The organism is Halomonas sabkhae (assembly GCF_030409265.1).
In the GTDB taxonomy this organism is placed as follows: Bacteria; Pseudomonadota; Gammaproteobacteria; order Pseudomonadales; family Halomonadaceae; genus Halomonas; species Halomonas halmophila.
Window position 1 is genome coordinate 67,555 of sequence record NZ_JAUFPM010000005.1, and the last position, 21,887, is coordinate 89,441.

The 21,887-nt window shown below is 65.0% G+C and carries 19 protein-coding genes and 1 tRNA gene; 9 read left to right on the forward strand and 11 right to left on the reverse strand.

The window, feature by feature from the left end:
• Positions 1-210 precede the first annotated feature (210 nt).
• Complete coding sequence (ffh, locus tag QWY79_RS04185; RefSeq protein WP_290270188.1) at positions 211-1,653, reverse strand: signal recognition particle protein; 1,443 nt, start codon at positions 1,651-1,653, stop codon at positions 211-213.
• Positions 1,654-1,851: 198 nt separating this feature from the next.
• Between ffh and QWY79_RS04190 the strand changes: the two genes are divergently transcribed.
• Both QWY79_RS04190 and QWY79_RS04195 read left to right on the forward strand, forming a co-directional pair.
• Complete coding sequence (locus tag QWY79_RS04190; protein WP_290270190.1) at positions 1,852-2,652, forward strand: cytochrome C assembly family protein; 801 nt, start codon at positions 1,852-1,854, stop codon at positions 2,650-2,652.
• Between the two features lie 71 nt (positions 2,653-2,723).
• Positions 2,724-4,007, forward strand: coding sequence for an HlyC/CorC family transporter (locus QWY79_RS04195; protein WP_290270192.1), 1,284 nt, complete (start codon positions 2,724-2,726; stop codon positions 4,005-4,007).
• A gap of 7 nt (positions 4,008-4,014) precedes the next feature.
• On the opposite strand, the gene QWY79_RS04200 is transcribed toward QWY79_RS04195, so the two are convergent.
• Both QWY79_RS04200 and QWY79_RS04205 read right to left on the reverse strand, forming a co-directional pair.
• Complete coding sequence (locus QWY79_RS04200; protein WP_290270356.1) at positions 4,015-4,623, reverse strand: 1-acyl-sn-glycerol-3-phosphate acyltransferase; 609 nt, start codon at positions 4,621-4,623, stop codon at positions 4,015-4,017.
• Between the two features lie 89 nt (positions 4,624-4,712).
• Entirely contained in the window at positions 4,713-5,330 is a 618-nt protein-coding gene (locus QWY79_RS04205) for a TetR/AcrR family transcriptional regulator (RefSeq protein WP_290270194.1), read from the reverse strand.
• Positions 5,331-5,515: 185 nt separating this feature from the next.
• Between QWY79_RS04205 and QWY79_RS04210 the strand changes: the two genes are divergently transcribed.
• Both QWY79_RS04210 and QWY79_RS04215 read left to right on the forward strand, forming a co-directional pair.
• A complete protein-coding gene (locus QWY79_RS04210) occupies positions 5,516-6,202 on the forward strand; it encodes an SOS response-associated peptidase (protein ID WP_290270195.1) in 687 nt (228 codons plus the stop codon).
• Positions 6,202-9,075 (forward strand): insulinase family protein, encoded by a 2,874-nt coding sequence (locus QWY79_RS04215; protein ID WP_290270198.1) that lies wholly within the window; start codon positions 6,202-6,204, stop codon positions 9,073-9,075. Before QWY79_RS04210 ends, QWY79_RS04215 begins: the two co-directional genes overlap by 1 nt.
• 139 nt (positions 9,076-9,214) lie before the next feature.
• On the opposite strand, the gene sbcB is transcribed toward QWY79_RS04215, so the two are convergent.
• The 4 genes from sbcB to minC all read right to left on the reverse strand — a co-directional run bounded on the left by sbcB (position 9,215) and on the right by minC (position 12,672).
• Positions 9,215-10,705 carry an exodeoxyribonuclease I gene (gene sbcB / locus QWY79_RS04220; protein WP_290270200.1) on the reverse strand — a complete coding sequence of 497 codons (1,491 nt, stop codon included), beginning with the start codon at positions 10,703-10,705 and terminating at the stop codon, positions 9,215-9,217.
• Between the two features lie 75 nt (positions 10,706-10,780).
• The gene (gene minE, locus QWY79_RS04225; protein ID WP_141321609.1) at positions 10,781-11,035 is read right to left on the reverse strand and encodes a cell division topological specificity factor MinE; all 255 of its coding nucleotides are present in this window, start codon (positions 11,033-11,035) and stop codon (positions 10,781-10,783) included.
• Complete coding sequence (minD, locus tag QWY79_RS04230) at positions 11,032-11,850, reverse strand: septum site-determining protein MinD (protein ID WP_290270202.1); 819 nt, start codon at positions 11,848-11,850, stop codon at positions 11,032-11,034. Before minD ends, minE begins: the two co-directional genes overlap by 4 nt.
• A 78-nt stretch (positions 11,851-11,928) precedes the next feature.
• Complete coding sequence (gene minC, locus QWY79_RS04235) at positions 11,929-12,672, reverse strand: septum site-determining protein MinC (RefSeq protein WP_290270204.1); 744 nt, start codon at positions 12,670-12,672, stop codon at positions 11,929-11,931.
• Positions 12,673-12,906: 234 nt separating this feature from the next.
• Here minC and QWY79_RS04240 point away from each other — a divergent pair, with 234 nt between their 5' ends.
• Entirely contained in the window at positions 12,907-15,684 is a 2,778-nt protein-coding gene (locus QWY79_RS04240) for a DUF349 domain-containing protein (protein ID WP_290270206.1), read from the forward strand.
• Positions 15,685-15,744: 60 nt separating this feature from the next.
• On the opposite strand, the gene phbB is transcribed toward QWY79_RS04240, so the two are convergent.
• Positions 15,745-16,491, reverse strand: coding sequence for an acetoacetyl-CoA reductase (gene phbB / locus QWY79_RS04245; RefSeq protein WP_141321601.1), 747 nt, complete (start codon positions 16,489-16,491; stop codon positions 15,745-15,747).
• A 195-nt stretch (positions 16,492-16,686) separates the two neighbouring features.
• Here phbB and QWY79_RS04250 point away from each other — a divergent pair.
• Together QWY79_RS04250 and QWY79_RS04255 are read left to right on the forward strand one after the other, a co-directional pair.
• Positions 16,687-16,763 (forward strand) — tRNA-Met (locus tag QWY79_RS04250).
• A 598-nt stretch (positions 16,764-17,361) separates the two neighbouring features.
• Complete coding sequence (locus QWY79_RS04255) at positions 17,362-18,300, forward strand: co-chaperone YbbN (protein ID WP_290270209.1); 939 nt, start codon at positions 17,362-17,364, stop codon at positions 18,298-18,300.
• 104 nt (positions 18,301-18,404) lie between these two features.
• Here the strand turns inward: QWY79_RS04255 and QWY79_RS04260 are convergent, their stop codons facing one another.
• On the reverse strand, positions 18,405-18,857 hold the full coding sequence (locus QWY79_RS04260) for an META domain-containing protein (RefSeq protein ID WP_290270211.1): 453 nt from the start codon (positions 18,855-18,857) through the stop codon (positions 18,405-18,407).
• Between the two features lie 13 nt (positions 18,858-18,870).
• Positions 18,871-19,311 carry a VOC family protein gene (locus QWY79_RS04265; protein ID WP_290270214.1) on the reverse strand — a complete coding sequence of 147 codons (441 nt, stop codon included), beginning with the start codon at positions 19,309-19,311 and terminating at the stop codon, positions 18,871-18,873.
• A gap of 95 nt (positions 19,312-19,406) precedes the next feature.
• Here QWY79_RS04265 and QWY79_RS04270 point away from each other — a divergent pair, with 95 nt between their 5' ends.
• Together QWY79_RS04270 and QWY79_RS04275 are read left to right on the forward strand one after the other, a co-directional pair.
• Positions 19,407-19,946, forward strand: coding sequence for a DNA-3-methyladenine glycosylase I (locus QWY79_RS04270; protein ID WP_290270216.1), 540 nt, complete (start codon positions 19,407-19,409; stop codon positions 19,944-19,946).
• A 7-nt stretch (positions 19,947-19,953) separates the two neighbouring features.
• Positions 19,954-21,024 carry a metal-dependent hydrolase gene (locus QWY79_RS04275; RefSeq protein ID WP_290270218.1) on the forward strand — a complete coding sequence of 357 codons (1,071 nt, stop codon included), beginning with the start codon at positions 19,954-19,956 and terminating at the stop codon, positions 21,022-21,024.
• Between the two features lie 56 nt (positions 21,025-21,080).
• On the opposite strand, the gene QWY79_RS04280 is transcribed toward QWY79_RS04275, so the two are convergent.
• A complete protein-coding gene (locus QWY79_RS04280) occupies positions 21,081-21,683 on the reverse strand; it encodes an FMN-dependent NADH-azoreductase (RefSeq protein ID WP_290270220.1) in 603 nt (200 codons plus the stop codon).
• Positions 21,684-21,887 lie beyond the last annotated feature (204 nt).

A 21,887-nucleotide genomic window follows, 5' to 3' on the forward strand; every position in this document is an offset into this window, starting at 1 on the left:
CGTTGACTGTCCTTCGGTTGAGTTACAGAAGTATTCGATCGAAGGCTGACCCTTCGATATGGCCTGCCAGCGGCGGTTTGTCACGACCCGCTGAAGCGACTTGTCACGGCGGAACCCGCGCAAAAGACACGAGCCCACCAGTGAAGAGGCAGCATTTTACGGAAATCTGCCCGACTTGGAAAGCATTTTACTCGCGGCCGCCGCTGGGCCTCAGCGCTTCCACGGCATGCCGCCGGGGCCACCCATGCCGCCGGAGCCTCCCGGGCCACCCATGCCGCCGGGGCCACCGGGACCGCCCATGCCGCCCTGGCCACCCTGACCGCCCATCATGCCGCGCATCATCTTTTCCATGCCGCCCTTCTTGCCGGCCTTCTTCATCATCTTCTGCATCTGCTTGTGCTGCTTGAGCAGACGATTCAGGTCCGGCACCTGCAGGCCCGCACCGGCAGCAATGCGACGCTTGCGCGAACCATTGATGATATCCGGGCTGCGACGTTCCTTGGGTGTCATGGAGTTGATCAGCGCCTCGAGCTTGCCGAACTCCTTCTCGGGGCCGGGGCCCTGAGCCATCTCGGCCATCTGGCCCATGCCGGGCATCTTGCTCAGCATGCCGCCCATGCCGCCCATCTTCTTGAGCTGTTGCAGCTGGTCACGGAAGTCTTCCAGGTCGAAACCGTCGCCCTTCTTGACCTTCTTGGCCAGCTTGTCGGCCTTGCCCTTGTCGACGGTGCGCTCGGCTTCCTCGATCAGCGACAGGACGTCGCCCATGCCGAGGATGCGCGAGGCCACGCGGTCCGGATGGAAGGGCTCCAGGGCATCGACCTTCTCGCCCATGCCCATGAACTTGATGGGCTTGCCGGTGACATGACGCACCGAGAGTGCGGCACCGCCGCGCGCGTCACCGTCGGCCTTGGTCAGGATGACACCGGTCAGCGGCAGGGCTTCGTGGAAGGCCTTGGCCGTGTTGGCGGCATCCTGGCCGGTCATGGCATCGACCACGAACAGCGTCTCGTCCGGCGATGCCGCCGCGTTGAGCGCCTTCACCTCGGCCATCATGGCTTCATCGATGGCCAGGCGGCCCGCCGTGTCGACCAGCACCACGTCATGGAACTGGATCTTGGCGTGCTTGATGGCGGCTTCGGCAATATCCACCGGCTGCTGGCCGCTGTTGGACGGGAAGAAGTCAACGCCCACTTCACTGGCCAGCGTCTCGAGCTGGTCGATGGCCGCCGGACGATAGACGTCCGCCGACACCACGAGCACCTTCTTCTTCTCGCGCTCGCGCAGGTATTTCGCCAGCTTGGCCACCGAGGTGGTCTTGCCCGCGCCCTGCAGGCCGGCCATGAGTACCACCGAGGGCGAGCTCTTGAGCACCAGGCTCTCGTTGGACTCGCCCATGATCGCCTCGAGCTCCTGCTGGACGATCTTGATGAACTGCTGTCCCGGCGACAGGCTCTTGGAGACTTCCTGGCCGACGGCACGCTCGCGCACCCGGTCGACGAAGTCCTTGACCACCGGCAGCGCAACATCCGCCTCGAGCAGCGCACGACGCACCTCGCGCAGGGTGTCCTTGACATTGTCTTCGGTCAGGCGCGCCTGACCCTTGATCGACTTGAGCGTCTGCGACAGACGATCACTGAGATTCTGGAACATGGGCCTCTCCACGTACGATGGCCTGGGAAGCCGCGACTTCCCCGCAATGGGCGCAAATTATACGCCTTGTGGCGACGAGTCTCCATGCATCGGCCGCGTTATCTTGCGCCAGCGGCTGTCAGGGGTCGCGACGATTCGGTATAGTGAGACGCTAATGTCTCATCATCAGGCGCTGGCGAAGGCGCATGGATAGCTTCGATGCACGCGCTACCTCTTGCCGTCATGGCATTCATTCTCTACGTGGCAGCGGCCTCCTGGCAGGCACTGACCCTGACGCGCCGGGTGTCGTCACGCACCGGCCTGGTGCGCAGCTTCGGCCTGCTGGCCCTGATGTGCCAGACCCCGCTGGCCATCGGCCTGCTCGATCAGGGAGCGTCACTGCTGCCGGGCATCACCACCAGTGCGGTGCTGATCAGCGGCCTGGCGGTGCTGACATTGCTCATCGTCAGCCTGTTCAAGCCGGTGCTCAATGTGGCGGTGGGCCTGTTTCCGCTGACCGGCATGATTCTGCTGCTGGCCATCGGCCTGCCGAGCCCCGAACGCCACCCCGGCATGACACCGGGTATCGCCCTGCACGCACTGAGCTCGGCACTGGCCTTCTCCCTGCTGGCGATTGCCGCCTTCCAGGCCATCCTGCTGGGCATCCAGAACCAGGCCCTGCGTCACCACCATATTCGCGGCGTCGTGCAGTCACTGCCCCCGCTGACCAGCATGGAACGCATCCTGTTCGAGCTGATCTGGGCCGGCATGGCCCTGCTGAGCCTGGCGATCGCCAGCGGCTTCGTGTTCCTCGACGACATGTTTGCCCAGCACCTGGTGCACAAGACGGTGCTGTCGCTGCTCGCCTGGCTGATCTTTGCCACCCTGCTGGTCTGCCATTTGTGGCTGGGCTGGCGTGGCATGCGCGCGGTCAGCTGGACCCTGGTGGGCTATCTGGTGTTGCTGCTGGCCTACTTCGGCAGCAAGTTCGTGCTCGAGGTCCTGCTCGCTCAGGGCTGACGGGCCTGTCTTGACAGGCCAACCCCCAATCCCTACAAATCAATCTGACCCAATAGCGAGGACCTTTAGCCTTGAACGACGATTTCCCTCTGGGATTGCTGTTCGGCCTGCTGATACTGCTAATCTGCCTTTCCGCATTCTTTTCCAGCTCCGAGACCGGCATGATGTCGCTCAACCGCTACCGCCTCAGCCATCGCGCGGGCAGCGGAGAAAGTCGTGCCCAGCGGGTGATGCGTCTGCTGAGTCGGCCCGATCGCCTGATCGGCGTCATCCTGATCGGCAACAACTTCGTCAACAACCTGGCCGCCTCGATCGCTACCATCATCGCCATTCACTTCTTCGGCGATGTGACAGGGCCGGCCGTGGCCACCACCCTGCTGACCATCATCATCCTGATCTTCGCCGAGGTCACGCCCAAGACCTACGCCGCCGTCAAGCCGGAGAATATCGCCTATCCGGCATCGCTGATCCTCGACCCGCTGCTCAAGCTGCTCTACCCGCTGGTATGGCTGGTCAATGCCATCTCCAATGGCCTGCTGAGCCTGATGGGCGTCAAGAACATCGAGGGCGATGCCGATAACCTGACCCGTGACGAGCTGCGCACCGTGGTTCACGAGGCCGGCCCCATGATCCCGCGCCGCCACCAGGCGATGCTGGTCTCGATCCTCGACCTCGAGAACGTCACGGTCAACGACATCATGGTGCCCCGTCATGAAGTCGCCGGGATCGACCTCGACGACAGCCTGGAGGCCATCCTCGGCCAGATCCGCACCAGCCAGCATACCCGGCTGCCGGTCTTCAAGGGCGACATCAACAACATCATCGGCATGCTGCACCTGCGCAATGCGGCCCGCTTCCTGTCACGCGGCGAGGTCACCAAGGCGGCCATCGTTCAGGAAGCCCGCGAACCCTACTTCATCCCCGAGTCGACGCCGCTGCATACCCAGCTGCTCAACTTCCAGAAGCAGAAGCGGCGCATCGGCATCGTGGTCGACGAGTATGGGGACGTCGAGGGGCTGGTGACCCTGGAAGACATCCTCGAGGAAATCGTCGGCGAGTTCACCACCGACGTGGCCAGTCAGGACCAGGATATCCATGCCCAGGATGACGGCAGTCATGTCATCGACGGCACCGCCAATATCCGCGACATCAACAAGTCGCTGGGCTGGCAGCTGCCCACCGATGGGCCCAAGACGCTCAACGGCCTGGTACTCGAACACCTCGAGTCCTTCCCGGACGGCCAGGTGTGTCTGGAGATCGGCCCGGTGCGCATGGAAATTCTCGAGGTCCGCGAGAACCTGATCACCTCGGCACGCTGCTGGCAGTCGGTGCGTCGCGCCGTGGTGGAGAGCTGACGCCCGCTCAGGCGCGCCGGCCCGTCGTGACCCAGGTATCCGCCTCGGCCTTGAGTTGGCGCACCCGCGACTCCAGCAGGCCGCGCTCGGCCTGCTCGGGCGGCAGCGGCTCACCGAAATAGAGCGCGACCCGCGCCCGGAAGCGCCGCGGCGACTTGCCGAGCGCCGGCCCGCCGCAATTCGAGGTCCACGACCCCCACAACCCCGCCAGACTGGCCGGCACGACCGGCACCGCGTCCCGCGCCAGGATCAGTTCGAGCCCGCGGCGAAACGGCTGCACCTCACCATCGCGGGTCAGGCGCCCCTCCGGGAAGACCATCACCACCTCGCCCTCACGCAATGCCTGACTGACCTGATGGAGCGCACGTTTGAGACCGCCCGGATCGGCGCGTTCGGAATCGACGGGGATCGCCCCGACCAGGCGGAAGAGCCAGTTCAACCAGGGCGATTCATAGATATGGCGATCCATCATGAAGCGCAAGGGCCGCGGGCTGGCCCCGCCGATTACCAGGGCGTCCATGAAGCTGACATGATTGCAGACCACCAGGGCGGGGCCATGCGCCGGAATGTGGCGACGCCCCTGATAGCGCATGCGATACAGCAGTTGCACCAGCATGAACACCAGGCGTCGCACCAGGGTGCGCGGCGAACGGGCGGCCCACAGGAGCACCAGCAGCGCCGCTACCCCCCATAACCAGGCGCCGTTCACGGCGCCTCGGGCATCGTCTTGAGACCCGCCAGCATGGTAGTGGTCAGCTCATCGAGCAGCTCCTCGACATCCAGCGGTTCACTCTGCCAGTACCCCAGGCGCTCGTTGAGCCCCAGCTGGACCAGGCCATGCACACTGCCCCACAGGGTGCGCCCCAGCCGGCGTGCCTGCATGTCGTCCAGTGCCGGCTGGTGTTCCTTGAGGGTATTCTCGACGCGCAGGAAGAGCGCCTCGATCATGTCGCTCTGGCGGCGATCCAGCTCGCCTTCCTGGGCCAGCGGGTAATCGAACATCAACTGCCAGCGATAAGGCTCGCCGTGGGCGAACTCCCAGTAGGCCTTGGCCAGTGCCTGGAGCCGCTGCTGCGGCGTACCATCCCCCAGCAACGGGTCGATGGCGACGCGCAGACGCCCCAGCGACTCGATATTGACGTGCTGAAGCAGGTTGTTGAAGCTGCCGTACAGCTTGAGCAGGGTGCTCGGTGCACACCCCACCTCGCGCGCCAGGGAGCGCAACGACAGCGTATGCACCGGGCTCTCCTTCAGCCAGGCATCGCACGCCGCCATGACCTGAGCATGGAGCGTCTCGGGAGCGTGCTGTCTCGGTCGAGCCATCGGCTTCCTCGCAGGGGGGTGGGCGCAGGAGAATGAACGCTGACCAATTGCGAGGCTGGTCAACGCCAATAGACGAACACTGTTTTCAATAGCATATATGGCCTGTGCTGCAACGCAAGCCCCGCACGCTTTTCGCTTGTTGCCGGCCGGGTGTTATTCTGCGGCTCCCTTTCCCCGGAGGTCTCATGGCCGGCCGACTCTATATCCCCGCGCTTGCCTGGCGTAACCTGCTGCCGCAACTGGTGGTCGAGGAAACGCCGATCACCGGCACCAATCTGGCCCCGCGCCAACCCCTGCCGCTGATCCGCCTGGAAGCTGGCCGTCCGCGCCTGGGCCGCGCCTTCTGGGGGCTTACCCCGCCCTGGCTGAAGGTTCTCGACCATGCGCCCCATTGCGCACGCGCCGAGTCACTGGAGTCGCGTGCCATGTTCCGCGACGCCTTCGCCGCGCGGCGCTGCCTGGTGCCGGTCGGCGGCGTCTATGTGTGGCGCCCCATGGCACGGGCCAAGCAGCCATATCTGGTCACGCGTGCCGACCGCGGCCCCCTGCTGCTGGCCGCCCTGTGGTGCCGCTTCCATACCACGCTCACGGACTACAACGACTCTCTGGCGCTGATCACCGTGCCGAGCAACGAGTTGCTCGCACCGCTGACCGACCGTCTTCCCGCCGTCATCGAGCGCGATACGGCGACCCGCTGGCTGGACCCGCAGATGCCACTCGCAGAGGCACGGCAACAACTGACGCCAGCGGCCACGGAACTGTTGGGCGCCTTTCCTGTATCAAGGGAGGTGAATGATCCCGGCAACCAGGAAGCGTCCTGCGCCTACCCCATCGGCCCCATGTTACGCAGGACATCACAACAGGAGACATGATGATTCCTCCCCTACGCTCATGCCTGACCGCCACCCTGGCCGTCACGCTGTTGCTGCCCGGTATCGGCGTTGCCCAGTCAACCAACGATCAGGAGGCGAAGGACGTCATGACACCACGCGTCAGCCCCAATGACGACCGCGACTACCGCATCCTGACGCTGGACAACGGTCTGACGGCACTGCTGGTTCATGACGCCGAGGCCGACAAGGCGGCCGCCTCGGTCAACGTCGACGTGGGCAATGCCCAGGACCCCGACGACATTCCGGGGCTGGCACACTATCTTGAGCACATGCTCTTCCTGGGCACCGAGCGCTACCCGGAGACCGATGCCTACCAGAGCTTCCTGAGCCGCCACGGTGGCGAGCACAACGCCTTCACCGCGCCCCGGGACACCAACTACTTCTTCTCCATCGAGCCCGATGCCCTGTCCGGTGCCCTGGACCGCTTCAGCCGCTTCTTCGTCAACCCGCTGTTCAATGCCGAAAAGCTGGAAAGCGAACGCAAGGTGGTGCACTCGGAGTACATCGCCCGCAAGCGCAATGAAGCGCGCCGCCGAGGCGATGTCCTCGACCAGCTGCTCAACCCCGAGCACCCCGCCACCGGTTTCTCGGTGGGCAGCCTGGAAACCCTGGCCGACCGGCCCGCAGGCGAACCCGGGCTGCACGAGCGCATCCAGACATTTTATCGGCAGCACTATGGGGCCAATGTCATGAACCTCGCCGTGGTGGCCCCCGGGCCACTGGACGAGCTGGAAAGCCTGGTGCGCGACAACTTCAGCGATGTCCCGAATCGCGAGCTGAGTCGCCCCACCATCGACACCCCGCTGGCCGACACCGCGCGCCTGCCGCTGGCCGCCGAACTGACATCACTGCGCGACAGCCGCCAGCTGAGCTTCTATTTCCCGGCGCCCGACCCCATCACCGAGTACCGCCACAAGCCGGCCAGCTACCTGACCAACCTGCTCGGCCACGAAGGCGAAGGCAGCCTGCTGTCCGTGCTGCGCGACGCCGGCTGGGCCGATGGCCTGATGGCCAGTGTCGCCCGGGGCGACGGCCGAAACGCCCTGCTGCAGGTCGACATCAGCCTCACCCCGGAAGGAGCCGAGCACCGCCAGCGGATCCAGGCCACCCTGTTCGAGGCGATTCGCGCCATTCGTGACAACGGCATCGATGCCTGGCGGTACGACGAGCAGGCCCGGCTGGCCGAGCAATCCTTCCGCTTCCCGCAGCATGGTTCGGCGCTGGATGACGCCATGCGGCTCTCGATGAACCTCTCGCGCTATCCCGTGGAGGACGTCAACTATGCGCCCTACCGCATGGATGGCTTCGATGCCGACCTCATCGACACCTGGTTGTCGGCACTGCGCCCGGACAACATGATCCGGCTCTACAGCGGCCCCGAAGTGGAAGGCGAAAAGACCTCGCCCTGGTTCGACACGCCCTGGACCCCGGTGGCACTCGGCCAGGCCGAGGCGTCGGACAGCACCGACGACAACGCTGAGACCAGCACCACCGAGCCTCTGGCCGGCCTGTCGCTGCCCGAACCCAACCCCTATATCGCCAAGGACTTCACCCTGCTCGGCGTGCAGGACGACCAGCCTCGCCAGCGCATCGACGAGCCCGCCTTCACGTTCTGGCAGATGCGTGATGCCAGCTTCGACACGCCCAGGGTCGAATGGCGCTTCAGCCTCCAGCACCCGGCGTCCAGTCAGAACGCCCGCGACGCTGCACTATCGCGCCTGCTCGCCGGCTGGCTGCAGGACAGCCTCAACGAGGCGCTGTACCCGGCGCGCCTGGCCGGCCACGGCTTCGAGGCCTATGCCCACGCCCGGGGCATCACCCTGTCCTTCTCCGGCTGGCGGGACGGCCAGCACCAGTTGATGGAGCGCGTCCTCGAACAACTCGAGAACGGCGAGATCCGGGCCGACAGCGTCGAACGCGTTCGCGACCGCCTGCGCCGCGGCTGGCGCAATGCGCCCCAGAACGACCTCTACCAGCAGGCCCGGCGAACCCTGGCCGAGGCCCTGATCAAGCCCCACTGGTCCCCCGAAGCACTGCTGACGGCCAGCGAAACGCTGGATACCGCGGCACTGCGTGACTTTCGCGAGCGCTTCCTGGGCGAGCTGCACATCGAAAGCCTGGCGGTCGGTGATATCGGGCATGACCTGGCGGAGCAGCAGGCCAGGGCCGTGGCCGAGACACTGGCACCGCAGCTGGCCAGCGAGGCCACGCCTCAACTGGTGACACTGCGCGTCAATGAGAGCCTGCCGACCCTGGTGCCCGATTCGCGCCGCGATGAATCCCTGGCCCTTCGCTACCTTCAGGGCGCCGACCAGGCGCTGGACACCCAGGCCCGGCTGGCGGTAATGGGCCGCCTGCTGGAAACGCCCTTCTACCAGCAGCTGCGCACCGAGCAGCAGCTCGGCTATATCGTCACGGCCGGCTACAGCCCCCTGCTCTACACACCGGGCATCAGTTTTCTGGTCCAGTCGCCGGACACGGACAGCCAGACCATTCAACAGCGTGTCGAGGCCTTCACCGACGGCTTCACCCAGCGCCTCGACGAGCTGCAGGAAGCCGACCTGGCGCCTTACCGCCAGGCCGTGCGCGACAACCTGCTGCAACGCGACACCAGCCTGACCAACCGCATCGACCGTCTGTGGCGCGCGCTGGCTCTGGAGGATGTCGGCTTCGACCATCGCCAGCGCCTCGCCGAGCAGGTCATGGAGGTCAGTCCGGAAGCACTGCGCAGCGCCTGGCAGCAGCTGATGCAGGGGCCCGCCCTGAACATTGCCCACGACCCGGACGACAGCGCCAGCGACGTGATGTCGCTGAAGACCGATCTGGCGCCCATGTCGAGTCCGGCGGAGTAAGGCCGCCGGCCGGGTGGGCCACTCATCCGACCCGGCAACGCAACACACATCGCCCGGCTTCAGGCCGGGCGATGTCATTCAGGCAGCGGGGTATCCCGCGCCCGGGCGGGCGCGGATGAGGACGCCTCAGGCGTCGAGACTACTCGAAGGCCTGGGCCGGCATGATGGCTTCCACATGCATCACCAGCTCCTCGAGGATCTGGCGCTGCTTGTCGGTCAGATCGACCTGATTCAGTCGCTCGATCTCGCGGGCGAACTCGCTCAACACGAAGCCCGACACCGCAGAATCCTGCATGCGCTCCCAGCGGAACGCCTCCCAGCGCGCCATCTCCTCGCCGGTGAGCGTATCCGGGTAGTTGCGTGCTCGATAGCGAAACAGCATTTCCTCGAGCCGCGGGTCCTGGAAGGCAAAACTGGCCCCGACCAGCTCCCAGGGATCGGTGTCACGCACGCGCTGCATCTGCTGACGATCGGCGGGCGAGAAGAAGCCACCGGAGTAGAGCATCAGATCCGGGTCCTGCGGCACCTCCGGCGGCGGCCCGGCAAACACCTCCGCGGCACGGGTCGCCACCTCGGGATGATCCGACAGGATCTTCCAGTGTTGGCGACAGGCGGCGACATCCACGCCCAGGCGCTCGACGATCTCGCCGTACTCGCCGCGCTGCGGCCCACTGGTGTCCTTGAGGGCATTCGCCGGCAGAATCACCGGGCACTTGTTGAGATGAATCACCTTGAGCGGAATGCGCGATTCGCCCTCGGCCAGGTCATCATTGCTGACGAAGACGCGCTCGCGAATCTGCTGCGCGTCCATCGACAACAAGGGCGTCGGGTCCATCGCCAGGTCATAGACGATGACGCCGTTGGGGTTGGAGGGGTGCTCGGCCAGCGGCATGACCAGCGCACTGCAGCCCCGGCTGGCCGGATAGCGACGCGAAATGTGCAGCACCGGCTTGCGCGACGGCACATCGATGGCACGGCCGACCGCGCGCTTGCCACGCATGTTCAGCAGGTGATCGAAGAGGTTGGCATTGCTCTGGCGCAACAAGCGGGCCAGGGCGATGGTCGCGCGGACATCGGCGAGGGCATCGTGCGCGCCGGCATGCTCGATGCCGTTGGCCGCCGTCAGGTCCTCGAGCTTGAAGCTGGGCGAGCCATCCTCGCGCGTCGGCCAGTTGATGCCCTCGGGGCGCAGGGCGTGAAAAGCCCGCACCACGTCGATCAGGTCCCAGCGCGAATTGCCGTTCTGCCACTCGCGGGCATAGGGATCGAGCAGGTTGCGATAAAAGAGATGGCGCCCGATCTCATCGTCGAAGCGCAGGCTGTTGTAGCCCAGGGCACAGGTACCCGGCTCGCTCATCTCGGCCTGGATGCGACCGGCGAATTCGGCTTCGGGAAGGCCGCGACGCTTGGCTTGCTGAGGCGTGATGCCGGTAATCAGGCAGGCCTGGGGGTGCGGCAGATAGTCGTCGGCGGGCTTGCAGAACAGCTCGATGGGCTCGCCGATCTCGTTGAAGTCGGCATCGGTGCGAATGGCGGCGAACTGCGACGGGCGATCACGACGCGTATCGGCGCCGAAGGTTTCATAATCGTGCCACAGGAAAGTCAGCGGGGCGGCTTTCTTTTGCGCCATGGACGTGCACTCCGATCAGGCTGGGACATGAGAGTCCCAGCCTAGCACAGCCCCGCCCGGGGCTCAGCCGCCATCTCAACTGCGCGGGAGCGTGACGTTCAGCTCCAGCACGGAACAGTTGTCTTCACTGTCCAGATTGATGTTGATGGCGTCATCGTCGACTTCCACATAGCGCCGGATCACTTCCAGCAGCTCGCGTTCGAGCAGCGGCATGTAGTCCGGCTGCCCGCGCTGGTTGCGCTGATGCGCAACGATGATCTGCAACCTTTCCTTGGCGACAGAAGCGGATTCCTTGTTACGTTCACGCTTCAGAAAATCAAGTAACTTCACCGGCGGCCTCCTCCGAACATGCGGCTCAACAGGCTCTTTTTCTGATACTCGTGGAAGCGCAGGGGCACATCCTCGCCCAACAACCGCGAGACGGCATCCGCGTAGGCTTGCCCCGCATCACTGTTATCGTCATGGGTGACCGGCACCCCCTGGTTGGAGGAACGCAGCACCGCCTCGGATTCCGGGATCAGTCCGATCAGATTGATGGACAGGATCTCGCGAATGTCCTCGAGGTTGAGCATGTCACCCTGATCGACCCGGTTCGGGTTGTAACGCGTGATCAGCAGGTGTTCCTTGATCGGCTCCTCGCCCTGCTCGGCACGCCGCGTCTTGGCGGACAGCAGGCCGAGAATCCGGTCCGAGTCGCGCACCGAGGAGACTTCCGGGTTGGTGACCACGATCGCCTCGTCGGCGTAGTACATGGCCAGCTGGGCCCCACGCTCGATACCGGCGGGTGAATCGCAGATGATGTAATCGAACTGCTTGTTCAACTCATCCAGCACCTCGCCGACCCCTTCCATGGTCAGGGCATCCTTATCCCGGGTCTGGGAGGCCGGCATGATATGCAGGTTGTCGACCCGCTTGTCGCGAATCAATGCCTGGCTGAGCCCGGCCTCGCCCTGGATGACATTCACCAGGTCGTAGACCACGCGGCGCTCGCAGCCCATGATCAAGTCGAGATTACGCAGACCGACGTCAAAATCCATTACCACGGTCTTCTGGCCACGCAGGGCCAGACCTGTGGCAACCGCGGCTGCACTGGTTGTTTTGCCGACCCCACCTTTACCGGAGGTCACAACGATGATCTTGGCCAAGTGTCACATCCTGTCTGTCATGTTGGAAAAAAGGAGCGGCGCGTCATTGCCGCCTCCAATCGTCGTTGTCCATCCGTGTCAATCCAGCGGCATGATGCTCAGCTGCTCTTCCGTCAGCCGCACCTGTACCGCCGAATCCAGCAAGCGCGGATCGATATCCTCGAGGCGCTTGTAATTGCCTGCCACCGAAAGCAGTTCGGCGCGCAGCTCACGGCAGAAGATGCCTGCCTGATGATTGCCGTGAATGCCGGCCAGCGCCCGACCGCGGAGCGGGCCATAGACATGCACGCTGCCACCGGCCAGCACCTCGGCCCCCGCATTGACCGCCCCGACCACGACCAGATCGCCTTCCGGCGAGGTGATCTGCTGGCCGGAACGCACGGTACCGCGGAAGATTCGGCCACCGGACATGTCCTCGGCCTTCAACGGCGTCTCCGGCTCCACGGGCGGTATCGCCTCGTCCGAGTTCACGCTCTCCAGAGAACGCGGACGCTCGGCCTCCTGCGGCGGAAACCAGCCCAGCCCCAGGGCCCAGGCCGATTGCTTGACCGGGTCGGGGCCGCCGCGCACGGCGACCGGCAGCAGTTTATGATCGCGACACACGGCACAGATGCGCTCCAGTGCCAGGTGCGGCTCATCCAGGTGCTCGACGTTGAGCACCACAGGGGTATGATGAAAGAAGGCCGGGGACTGACTCAGCTTGCCGGCGAGCTGCTCACGGATATGCTCGGGATCGGCGCTGGCCAATTCCATGACCGTCATCGGCAACATACCGCCCTTGAAGGTGAATGCCATGCTGTCTCTTTCCACTCTGAGACTCATTGCCGAACTCCACGTCGGGTGATGGTCAGGGTACAGACCTCAAGCTATGCGAGAGTCCCTGACCCTGCAACAGATCATAAGCCCAGCACCCCACCCTTGTCAGTACTTCATCGCCTCGACGACACCCGGGGCCCCTTTTCACCCTTGTCGGCTCATGCTTAGATACAGTGTTGGGCCGTATCGAGCGCTCATCATTCAACGTCGCGCCCCTGCCGCGACCGGTTCGGGAACACCATGCCAGGATTGCTACGTCGACTCTTCGCCCCCCGCTGGCGACATCCAGACCCCGGCGTCCGCCGTCAGGCGGCCGCCAACCTCGATGCCGACAACGACAGCCAGCGCCAGACACTGGAGCGGCTTGCCGTCGATGACGACAGCGGGGTGCGACATGCTTCCCTGGAACGGCTGGACGACGCGACGCAGCTGCTGACCCTGCGAGACCAGCATGGCGAGAGCGTGGAGCTGCGCGAACGCCTGCTCATGCTGCTCACCGGCCGCGCCGGCCACCAGGACCTGGAGCACCGCACTGCCCTCGTCGAGGCCCTGAATGACAGCTCCCTACTGTCGCGCATCGCCCTCGAAGGCGACAACCAGCAACTGCGCCTCGCCGCCCTGGCGCGCCTGACAGGCGAAGACGAACTGATTCGCCAGGCCCGCGACAATGGCATTGCCGCGGTTCGCCACGCCGCCGCCGAGCGCATCACCAGCGAACAGGGCCTGGCCCGACTGGCCAGCGAGGCGCGCCGCGACCGCCGCGTGATGCGCCGCGCCCGGGACCGCCTCAACCAGATGCGCGCCGATGCCGCCTCCCTGGCCCGGGCACGCCAGCGTCGCGAATCGCTGCTCGAGCAGCTCGAAGCCCACGCGGCCAGCCCCTGGGAGCCCATGTATGCCGGCCGTTTCCGACACCTGACCCGCGAATGGGAACGGCTCGAGGATATTCCCGACAATGAGCAGGAGCGCCGTTACCAGGATGCCAGCTTGCGTTGCCGCAAGGTGATCAGCGACCACGAAGCCCATGAGCATGCCCAGGATGTGGCCGAACAGCAGCGCGAGGACGCCGACCAGGCCCGCGAGTCGCTGGTCGAAGCCCTCGAGGAAAGCCTGGAAGGGCTGCGCCATGGTGACCGCCTCGCCGATCAGGACATCGCCAGCCTGCGCTCCCAGAAGCAGTTGATGGCCAGCCGCTGGCAGGCGCTTTCCGACAAGCATCTCGCCGACGACGCCCTGCGCCAGCGTTACGATGCGGCACTCACCGACTTCGACCGCATCGTCCAGGCACGCGTCAGGCTGGATGAACGTGCCGATGCCCTCCAGGAAGCCATCGATATCGGCGACGACGAGCGCCTCGGCGCCCTGATCGACGCCTGCCAATGGCCCGACGACCTGCCGCCTTCGCCATTGCTGCGCCGCGCCCGGGAACAGCTGGAGCAACAGCAGGTCGTGGCCGACGATGACCTGGCTGCCCGGCTGACACGCTTCCATGACGACCTGGATCAGCTCGAGCAGCTTCTCGAAAGCGGCGCCTTCAAGGGCGCCAGTCGGCTTCACCAGCGACTGCGCCAGCAGGCCGAGGAGCTGCCCGCCAAACGGATCGATGAGGGCCGACTCAAACGCCTGGGAGCCCGCCTGGCCGAGTTGCGCGACTGGCGTGGCTTCGTTGCCGGACCCAAGCGCGACCAGCTATGCCAGGACATCGAGTCGCTGGCCCATGACGAAACCCTCGGCCATGCCGACCTCGACCGTCGACACCGCCGCCTGATCAAGGAATGGAAGGGACTCGGCGATGCCGCGGCCAATCACGAACAAGCGGCACGCTTCCGCCGCGCCTCCGACCAGGTGCATGAGCGCCTCAAGCCCTGGCGCGCAGAGCAGGACGCCCAGCGCCAGCGCAACCTCGAGGCACGCGAAGCCCTGTGCGAGCAGCTGGAACAACTGATCGAACAGCCCTCGCAACAGGCCGACCCCGACGCCCTGCGCGAAATCCGCGACCGTGCCCGTCAGCAATGGCGCCACCACTCGCCGGTGCCCCGCGACCAGTCCGAGGCCGTCGGCCGGCGTTTCGGACGCATTCGGCATCAACTGCAGGCCCTGATCGAGCAACGCGCCAATACCGTCGCCGACGCCAAGCGACAGCTCATCGACGAGGCTCGCCAGTTGCGCGACAGCGGCCAGGACCCGGCCAAACGCGCCGACAACACCAAGCAGCTCCAGAAACGCTGGCGCGCACTGGGCCGCGCCCCGCGCCACGAAGAACGCGCCCTGTGGAAAGAGTTTCGCCATATATGCGATGAGATCTTCGCCCGCCGGGATGCCGCACGCCGCGATCAGGCGAAGGGCAACCAGGCCAGGCTCGATGCCATGCAGGCGCTGGTGGAGCGCATGGATGCCTGGCAGCCCAGCTCCAGTGATGATGCCGCCATACTCGACCAGGCCGTCAACGAGGCCCTGGCCCTCGAGCCCCTCCCCCACGGGCGGCGCAGCGAAGGCATGCGCAAACGCTGGTCAGGCATCATTCGCGCCCGGCGCGACCGCCTGGAGCGCCTGGCACAGGCCGAGGAAGTACAACGTTTCCACGCGATTCGCCCGCTGCTCGACGCCCACCTGGAGGCCGATGCCGCCAGCCTGGCCGACGAAACGCCCCGGGACGTCACGCCACCCGGGACAGCCGAGCTTTCGAGTGATGTGAAACGCGCTCATCAGCAGCGCAACACGGCACGCCGTTCGCCTCCCGCTGCCGACGACATCGAGGAACACCTGGAACGCATTCGCGTGCATCTGGCCCTGCTGGCCGGCGGACAGGTCGCACAACGCGACGACCCCTTGCGGCTGGCCATTCAGGTCGAGCGACTGAACGACAACCTGGGCAAGGAGCCGACACGGGCCGAAGAGTTGCGCGAGGTGCTCTGCGAACTGCTGGCGACCGGGCCGATTCCGCCCGAATTGTGGCAGCGCGAGGTCGGCGAGCTCGACCGCACGCTGGAAAGCCTGACCCAGCTCCCGCCGCCCTGACGACGGCCTGCACGGAGCCGGAAGCGCGCCCACGCCATGAACGGCGTGGGCGACCGCTGTTCAGCCCATGAACTGACCACCGTTGATATCGATGTTGGCCCCGGTAATGAAGGCCGACTCCTCACTGGCCAGATAGACGACCAGCTGCCCGATTTCCTCGGGCTTGCCGAAACGCTTCATGGGAATGGTCTCGCGGATCGACTCACGCACCTTCTCGGGAATCTGCATGATCATGTCGGTGGCGATATAGCCCGGCGACACCGTGTTGACCGTGATGCCCTTGGTCGCCGTCTCCTGCGCCAACGACATGGTCAGGCCATGCATGCCCGCCTTGGCGGCGGCGTAATTCGCCTGACCGAACTGCCCCTTGCGGCCATTGATCGACGAGATATTGATGATGCGCCCCGCACCGTGCTCCAGCATGCTTCCGATCACGCTGCGACTGGTGTTGAACACGCTGTTGAGGTTGGTATCGAGTACCTCGTTCCACTGCTCGGACGACATCTTCTTGAAGGTACCGTCACGCGTGATACCGGCACAGTTCACCAGCACGCCGATGGGACCGTGGGCCTGTTCGATCTCCTGCGCCCCCTTGGCACACTCCTCGTAACTGGAGAGATCCACTCCAGACAACGAGACATTGTCGTAACCATCCGCCTTTTGCGCCTCGAGCCAGGTCTTGGCCTTGTCGGGATTCCGGTAGCCGGCCACCACGTGATACCCGGCGTCGGCCAGAGCACGACAGATGGCGGTACCGATTCCCCCGGTTCCACCGGTTACCCAGGCGACGGTCGTATTGTTTGTCATAGCATGGCTCCCTAGATATGACGGTTCGCAGCATGCCTGAATGATGGCACCCAGACAGTCATCACAGTGTCGCGGATCGAGCAGTCATCCATGTGACACCAGCCCCAGTATGGACCATGGCCCCGGGAACGAAAGCACCTGCTAAAGCAGTGGTTGACGCATGGCCATGAGTGTGTAGAATACGTCGCACGTTGATGCGGGGTGGAGCAGCCTGGTAGCTCGTCGGGCTCATAACCCGAAGGTCATCGGTTCAAATCCGGTCCCCGCTACCAAATATCGAGAAAACCGATACCCAAGGGTGTCGGTTTTTTTGTGGGCTCGTGATGGAAACCCTAAGGTCATCGGTTCGCTCTTGTTTCAAGACCAGCGGTCCCCGCTACCAAATATCGAGAAAGCCGATACCCAAGGGTGTCGGTTTTTTTGTGGGCTCGTGATGGAAACCCGAAGGCCATCGGTTCGCTCCTGTTGAAGCCCGCGGTCCCCGCTACCAAATATCGAGAAAGCCGGTTCCTCAAGGAATCGGCTTTTTTGTGTGCACGCAAGAAGCGTGTTCACACGACGGGGCCGCGAGTTCTGATCCGAAGGTCATCGGTTCGCTCCTGTTGAAGCCCGCGGTCCCCGCTACCCAACATCGAGAAAGCCGATTCCGCAAGGGATCGGCCTTTTTGTGTGCACGCAAGAAGCGTGTCCACACGACGGGGCCGCGAGTTCTGATCCGAAGGTCATCGGTTCGCTCTTGCTGCCCGGCTCGTTTCTCGCGGCTCGTAGCTCGTGACTCACCACCCGTTTCTCGCAGCTCCCCCTTGAATCCTGCCCGTCCGACCCGCATCTTGCCTACAAACTCACTAACACCCACAAGGCCTGAACACCATGGCAATCGTCGATCCTCGTACCGGTGAGCCGCTTTCATCGGACGGCAACGCGGATACCGGCGCCAATGCGGGCGCCAACCAAGAGTCAGATGCCAACCTGATCCTCGATGTCGACCGCAGCAACATCCAGCAGTTGCTCGAGATGTCCATGCAGGTGCCCGTACTGCTGACCTGCTGGTCGCCGGCTTCCGAGCAGAGCAAGAACATGCTGCCGGTGCTGGAGAAGCTGACCCGCGAGCACAATGGCGCCTTCCTGCTGGGCAAGCTCAATATCGACGACAATGCGGATATCGCCGGCCAGCTGGGCGTCCAGGAGGCGCCTGACGTCAAGCTGGTCAGTCAGGGCGGCCTGGTCGATCAATTGCAGGGCGCGCAGCCGGAGCAGGCCATCCGTGACTGGCTGGGCAAGTACTTCCAGGCCCCCGAGGGCGCGCAGCAGAGCCCGGAAGAGCAGGCCTCCGCGGCACTGGAAGCCGGCGACAGCGCGACGGCGCGGCGTATCTATGAGGAACTGGCTCAGCAATGGCCGGATCACAATGCCTACAAGATCGAGCTGGCACGCGCGCTGGTCGCCGATGGCGAACCGCAACAGGCCCGACAGCTGATCGAAGCCCTGCCGCCGGAAGAGCGCGATGCCGCACCGGCGCGCGGCGTACGCGCCAGCATCGAGTTCGGCGAGGAAGCCCTGTCGGCGGATGACATCGCGGCGCTGGGCGAACGGGATGACAGCGAGGCCCGCTATCAGCGCGCCCTGCGTCAGGTGGCCGACGGTCAATACGAAGCCGGGCTCGAGGGCCTGCTGGCGCTGATGCGTTCGGATCGCGCCTATGGCGAGGACGCCGCCCGCAAGACGCTGCTGCGTGTCTTCGATGCGCTGGGCGCGGACAACCCGCTGACCGTGACCTATCGGCGCAAGCTGTTTGCCCTGCTCTACTGAGGCGCCAGGCTCAGGACGAACCCCGGCCTGAAGCCAGCCCCGGATGCATCAACGGCCGCCCTGACTCGGGGCGGCCGTTGTCCTGGGGCGGCAGGATGGCGGGCTCAGTCGACGCGCTGGAAGCCACCCAGCACACGCTGATCCGGCCCGAAGAACACCAGCCGGTCGTGGTCGATCAGGTAGCGATACGCCGAGTCGAGCATCTCGGTTACCCGCCGCGCGTCCTGCATGTCCGGGCAGGCCTTGCGCGTCGAGGCCAGCTGGCCGAACTCGATGCGCTGGTTGTCGCCCAGCGAGACATTGCTCTTGAAGGCATTGCAGCCATCATGGCCGCTGACCCGGCCATCCGCACCGATCTGGAAGTAGGGGGTGGGCGAGAGGTCGAGCCGCTCGCTGGTTCCCAACAGCAGGAGGTTCCAGCGTGGCCCGACTACCGGCCCCGCCACCTCCCCGGAGGATTCCACGGCGGAGGTCGGTGCATCACTGGCGCAGCCAGCCAACCCCAGGCCCATTGCCAGGAGCGTCAGCCACGAAACATGGCGTAAAACGGCGATCATCGTCGAGGTTCCCTTACCAGCTGCCGGTGTTGTCCATGGAGGCCCATGGTTCCCTGGGCTCCCGGGCTTCGCCCGCCTGCAGCAGCTCGACGGAGATACCGTCCGGGCTGCGCACGAAGGCCATGTGGCCATCCCGGGGCGGCCGATTGATGGTGACGCCATTATCCTGCAGGTGCTGGCACAGCGCATAGATGTCATCGACACGATAGGCCAGATGGCCGAAGTTGCGGCCGCCCGTATAAGTCTCGGGATCCCAGTTCCAGGTCAGCTCGAGCTCCGGGGACTGCAGCTCCGTCGAGCGCGGCTCGTCGGCGGGCGCCGCCAGGAACACCAGCGTGAAGCGCCCTTTCTCGCTTTCCTTGCGGCGCACCTCCTGGAGGCCGAGCAAATCGCAGTAGAAGTGCAAGGATGCCTCGAGATCCGCGACACGCACCATGGTGTGCAGGTATTGCATGAAAATCTCCTTGTTCACAGTAAGCGACTTTCGGGGCATTCTGTCATCGATCCGCCACTCTCGCGACGCGACCTTCACCCCATGAGCGATACTTCATGAGCGACTATTGTGACCTGGCCCCGGGCCATGCGTTTCACGGCCCCTACCATGACCACGAATACGGCTTCCCGGTGGAGGGTGACGACGCCCTCTTCGAACGGCTCGTCCTGGAAATCAACCAGGCCGGCCTGTCCTGGCTGACCGTGCTCAAGAAGCGCGAGGCCTTCCGGGCGGCCTTCGAGCATTTCGACGTCGACCGGGTCGCCGCCTATGGCGAGGACGCGCGAAGCCGGCTGCTGAGCGATGCCGGCATCATCCGCAATCGGCTCAAGGTCGATGCCGTCATCCACAACGCCAACGTCATCCAGCAACTGCGGCGGGAGCATAACAGCTTCCAGGCCTGGCTGGACCACCACCATCCACTGCCGCATGCCGACTGGGTCAAGCTGTTCAAGCGCACCTTCCGCTTCACCGGTCCGGAAATCGTCGGCGAGTTCCTGATGAGCACGGGCTACCTGCCCGGCGCCCATCGCGATACCTGCCCGGTGCAGGCACGCATCCTCGCCAACCATCCGCCCTGGGCGCAAACGAGGTAACGCTGCCATGGATTCCTTGACCCAGGCGGCCCTCGGCGCCGCCATCGGCGGCACCGTGCTGGGCCGGCGTCTGGGGCGGCGCGCCGTGCTTGTCGGCGCCGTCCTCGGCACGCTGCCGGATCTGGATGTACTCATCGACTATGGCGATGCCGTGGCCAATGTCACCCAGCATCGCGGCTTCAGCCATTCGCTGTTCATGCTCGCCGGCCTGGCGACGACGCTGGCGCTGCTCAGCCGCTGGCTGACACCCTGGCGCGATATCGGTGCGGGTCGCTGGCTGGCCTTCTTCGGGCTGTGCCTGCTGACCCACCCGCTGCTCGATGCCCTGACCGCCTATGGCACCCAGATCTGGTGGCCGCTGGCGGTACGGCCCGCCGCCGAGCCACTGGTCTTCATCATCGACCCCTTCTTCAGCCTGCCCCTGCTGATCGGCATCATCATCGCCATCTTCACCGGCAATGGCAGACGCGCCCCGGCCTGGGGGCTGACCCTGTCCTGCGTCTATCTGGTCGCCGCACTGGGCGCCAAGAGCCTGGTCGAACACCGCCTGGAGCCGGTGCTGGCCGAGCGCGGCCTGACGGCCGCGCCGCGCATGGTGCAGCCGACGCCGTTCAACATCCTGCTGTGGCGCGCCACCATCGTCGACGACGAGCATTATCATGAAACCCTGGTGGGCGTGCTGGATGGCTCCCGCCCGCCCCAACTGGAAACCTTCTCACGCGGGGCCGCACTCGAGCCGGTTGCCCAGGACACCGCCGCCGGGAAGCGCCTGGACTGGTTCGCCGGGCCCTTCCTGCGCTATGAGAGCGTCAATCTCGGGAATCGACAGACGCTGATGGCCACCGACCTGAGGCTCGGCTTCCCCGGCTTCCACCCGTTCAATTTTGCCCTGGCCGAACGACAATCCGACCGCTGGCAGCCTCTGGCGACAACACGCCAGCTGCCCGCCGGGGAAGGTGACAGGCGCGACGCCATGCGTCACTTGGTCGAGCGCATGTTCGCGCCGGACGTCGGCTTCTGTCTCAGCGACCACATCGCGTCACACTGGGTGGTGCGGGTCCCGCCCCGCTGCGGGTAGCAAACGACGCGGGCGGACCCGAGGGCCGCCCGCTGCATACTTCACTGGCCGACGCCTCAGATCTGCTGCGCCAGCGCTTCGATCGCCTGGCGTGCCTCACCCATGGCCGCCTCACGCCGGGATTCCCCGATGGCCAGCCCCTCGGCGAACACCGTATCAACCTCGGTGATGCCGATATGCGCCAGCATGTGCTTGAGGTGGGGCGTCTGGGTATCCATCTCGGTGCCTACATACTGACCGCCGCGCGCCGCCAGGATCATCGCCCGCTTGCTGTCGACCAGCCCCACGGGGCCGTTTTCGGTATAGCGGAAGGTGACGCCCGCGCGCAGCACCCGATCGAACCAGGCCTTCAACTGGGACGGCAGGCCAAAGTTGTACATGGGCACTGCGAGGACCAGCACATCATGTGCCAACAGCTCCTCGATCAGGGCATCGGAGCGCGCCGCCAGATCCCGCTGCTCGGCCGTGCGCTCCCCGGCCGCCAGCTGCCAGCTGGAAAGCTCGGCGAGCCCCAGATGCGGCAGGTCATCGGCTACCAGATCACGGGTGGTAACCGATACGTCCTCGCGCCCGGCAAGCTGTGCCTGGAAATGAGCAGCCAGAGCGCTGGAATTGCCATCGAGAATGGAAGACGTCAGAACGAGAACCTTGCTGGCCATGGTGACCTCCTTCGCAAACAATGCGTGTAAGAATGCTCACCATTCTATATTCGTTTTTGTCGATGATAAGCGGTAAAAACCGCAGCTATCATTCGACAAAAACGAAAACACAGCCGACACAGTCAGGCTCTCCAGCGCAGCAACTTGTATGCGCCCTCTAAGAGGGTGTTTACAAAAGTCACGAGCGACGGCCAGGCCAGGCGA

Coding starts and splice junctions, on each gene's coding strand:
- ffh (WP_290270188.1), bottom strand. CDS start 1,653: ATGTTCCAGAATCTCAGTGATCGTCTGTCGCAGACGCTCAAGTCGATC.
- QWY79_RS04190 (WP_290270190.1), top strand. CDS start 1,852: ATGCACGCGCTACCTCTTGCCGTCATGGCATTCATTCTCTACGTGGCA.
- QWY79_RS04200 (WP_290270356.1), bottom strand. CDS start 4,623: ATGCTGGTGCAACTGCTGTATCGCATGCGCTATCAGGGGCGTCGCCAC.
- QWY79_RS04205 (WP_290270194.1), bottom strand. CDS start 5,330: ATGGCTCGACCGAGACAGCACGCTCCCGAGACGCTCCATGCTCAGGTC.
- QWY79_RS04210 (WP_290270195.1), top strand. CDS start 5,516: ATGGCCGGCCGACTCTATATCCCCGCGCTTGCCTGGCGTAACCTGCTG.
- QWY79_RS04215 (WP_290270198.1), top strand. CDS start 6,202: ATGATTCCTCCCCTACGCTCATGCCTGACCGCCACCCTGGCCGTCACG.
- sbcB (WP_290270200.1), bottom strand. CDS start 10,705: ATGGCGCAAAAGAAAGCCGCCCCGCTGACTTTCCTGTGGCACGATTAT.
- minC (WP_290270204.1), bottom strand. CDS start 12,672: ATGAGTCTCAGAGTGGAAAGAGACAGCATGGCATTCACCTTCAAGGGC.
- QWY79_RS04240 (WP_290270206.1), top strand. CDS start 12,907: ATGCCAGGATTGCTACGTCGACTCTTCGCCCCCCGCTGGCGACATCCA.
- phbB (WP_141321601.1), bottom strand. CDS start 16,491: ATGACAAACAATACGACCGTCGCCTGGGTAACCGGTGGAACCGGGGGA.
- QWY79_RS04255 (WP_290270209.1), top strand. CDS start 17,362: ATGGCAATCGTCGATCCTCGTACCGGTGAGCCGCTTTCATCGGACGGC.
- QWY79_RS04260 (WP_290270211.1), bottom strand. CDS start 18,857: ATGATCGCCGTTTTACGCCATGTTTCGTGGCTGACGCTCCTGGCAATG.
- QWY79_RS04265 (WP_290270214.1), bottom strand. CDS start 19,311: ATGCAATACCTGCACACCATGGTGCGTGTCGCGGATCTCGAGGCATCC.
- QWY79_RS04270 (WP_290270216.1), top strand. CDS start 19,407: ATGAGCGACTATTGTGACCTGGCCCCGGGCCATGCGTTTCACGGCCCC.
- QWY79_RS04275 (WP_290270218.1), top strand. CDS start 19,954: ATGGATTCCTTGACCCAGGCGGCCCTCGGCGCCGCCATCGGCGGCACC.
- QWY79_RS04280 (WP_290270220.1), bottom strand. CDS start 21,683: ATGGCCAGCAAGGTTCTCGTTCTGACGTCTTCCATTCTCGATGGCAAT.